2 protein-coding genes are annotated in these 2,325 nt (G+C 71.3%); one reads left to right on the top strand and one right to left on the bottom strand.

Features of this window, described 5'->3' with window-relative positions:
• Positions 1 to 46 precede the first annotated feature (46 nt).
• The gene (locus FNH08_RS48920; protein WP_217207198.1) at positions 47 to 538 is read right to left on the bottom strand and encodes an inorganic diphosphatase; all 492 of its coding nucleotides are present in this window, start codon (positions 536 to 538) and stop codon (positions 47 to 49) included.
• A gap of 79 nt (positions 539 to 617) precedes the next feature.
• Between FNH08_RS48920 and dacB the strand changes: the two genes are divergently transcribed.
• The gene (dacB, locus tag FNH08_RS48915; protein WP_322726638.1) at positions 618 to 2,189 is read left to right on the top strand and encodes a D-alanyl-D-alanine carboxypeptidase/D-alanyl-D-alanine endopeptidase; all 1,572 of its coding nucleotides are present in this window, start codon (positions 618 to 620) and stop codon (positions 2,187 to 2,189) included.
• Positions 2,190 to 2,325: the final 136 nt, after the last annotated feature.

The raw sequence follows: 2,325 nt of genomic DNA, 5'->3' as shown, positions 1-2,325 counted from the left end.
CTCCCCGACAGGGGTCGGGCGGCCCGTTCGGAAGAAATCCTGGGCGTCAGTGCCCGCCCTGCTCCTTGAAGCGCTTGTACGAGCGCTCGATCTCGATCTCGGCGTCCTGGCGGCCCACCCAGTTGGCGCCCTCGACGGACTTGCCGGGCTCCAGGTCCTTGTAGACCTCGAAGAAGTGCTGGATCTCCAGGCGGTCGAACTCCGACACGTGGTGGATGTCACGCAGGTGCTCCACGCGCGGGTCCGTCGCCGGCACGCACAGCAGCTTGTCGTCGCCGCCGGCCTCGTCCGTCATACGGAACATGCCGATCGCGCGGCACTTGATGAGGCAGCCCGGGAAAGTCGGCTCGTCCAGGATGACCAGCGCGTCCAGCGGGTCGCCGTCCTCGCCGAGGGTGTTCTCGACGAAGCCGTAGTCGGTCGGGTAGGCGGTCGAGGTGAAGAGGCGACGGTCCAGGCGGATCCGACCGGTCTCGTGGTCCACCTCGTACTTGTTGCGCGAACCCTTCGGGATCTCGATCGTGACGTCGAACTCCACCGGTGGCTCCTCCATGATCAACACATAGTTCTGGTGGTTAAGTGTCCCTCACGCAGGTGTGTGATCGCGAAAGGGGCTGGTGGTAGTGCCGGAGCCGAGGGGCTGGCGAACCGCGAGGCCGCATGCGGTGCGGCTCGCGCGCGCAGCAAAGCCGCACGTCGTACGCGGTACGCGCGCCGTCGTGCACGCCACCCGAGCCGTCGCGACGCGCTCCATGAAGCTCACGACCCTCCAGCTCACCGCCGGTGCGGCCGCGTTCGGCCTGGCCCTGTCGGCCGGGGCGGTGGCCGCGGCCGGTCCCTGGGACTCCTCGGGTCAGCGTACGGCCGAGCAGGACTGGGCGGCATCGCATGATCGAGAGGGTGGCGCAGATCACGGACGCGGTTCCGGTACGGCTTCCGGTACGGCCCAGGGGGCGCCCAAGCCGGCGCCGAGCGCGGCCTCGGTACTGACGGGCCTCGGCGGCTCGGTGCCCGCGCCCACTGAGCAGGCGCTCGCCGACGTCCTCGCTCCCCTCCTGCGCGCCCCCGCGCTGGGCTCCGACCGTACGGCCGCCGTCGTGGACGTCACGACCGGGAAGACGCTGTACGGCCTCGGCGCGGACGACGCCCTCACCCCCGCCTCCACCACGAAGATCGCCACGGCCGCCGCGGCGCTCTCGGCGGCGGGCCCCGACCACCGCATCGAGACGCGGACCGTCCTTCAGCCCGACTCCAAGGAGGTCGTCCTGGTCGGCGGCGGCGACCCGACCCTGACCGCCCACAAGGACACGAACGGCTACGCCTCCCTGCGCACCCTCGCCGCCGACACCGCCGCCGCCCTGAAGAAGCGCGACGTGGACGAGGTGACGGTCGCGTACGACACCTCGCTCTACAGCGGACCCGCCCTGCACCCCATCGGGGTGAACACCAACCTCGCGCCCGTCAGCGCCCTGATGGTCGACGAGGCCCGCCTCGACGGCTCCTCCAGCGGCCCGGCGGACCGCGGCGCGGACCCGGCGTCGGACGCGGCGAAGGCGTTCGAGCAACTGCTGGCGGACCACGGCGTCAGGACGACGTCCGCCGCCCCCGTGAAGGCCTCCGGCAAGGCCGACTCACTCGCCGCGGTCGACTCCCCGCCCCTGTCCACCCTGGTCGAACGCATGCTGACCAACAGCGACAACGACATCGCCGAGGCCCTCGCCCGCCAGGTGGCACTCGCCGCGGGCGAGCCGGCGAGCTTCGAGGGCGCCGAGACGGCGGTCCGCGCGGCACTGGACAAGCTCGGCCTCCCGCTGGACGGCGCCCGCTTCGCGGACGGCAGCGGCCTGAACCGCGACGACCGCCTGACCGCCCACCTCCTCACCGCCCTCCTCGCCAAGGCGGCCTCCCCGTCCCACCCCGAACTCCGCTCGATCGTCACGGGCCTCCCCGTGGCCGGCTTCACGGGCACACTCCGCACCCGCTACGCCGACGACACCCCCGGAACAGGCGTGGTACGAGCCAAAACAGGCACCCTGACCGGTGTGAACACCCTCGCCGGCACAGTGGTCGACACAGACGGCCGCCTGCTGGCCTTCGCCTTCCTGGCAACAGCCACAACGGACCCCACGGGCGCCCAAAGGGCTTTGGACACCACGGCTTCAGCACTGGCGACGTGCGGCTGCCGCTAAGTCTTTCAGGGGCGCGGGGAACTGCGCGACCAGCCACATACGGCCCGCACCAACCAGACCACCGCACCACCCACGACCCCAGGGGCGCGGGGAACTGCGCAAATCAGCAACAAACAGCCCGAGCCCAACCAAACCC

This window comes from Streptomyces spongiae (assembly GCF_009377185.1).
Taxonomy (GTDB): domain Bacteria; phylum Actinomycetota; class Actinomycetes; order Streptomycetales; family Streptomycetaceae; genus Streptomyces; species Streptomyces spongiae.
This window is presented reverse-complemented; position numbering and strand designations above follow the sequence as displayed.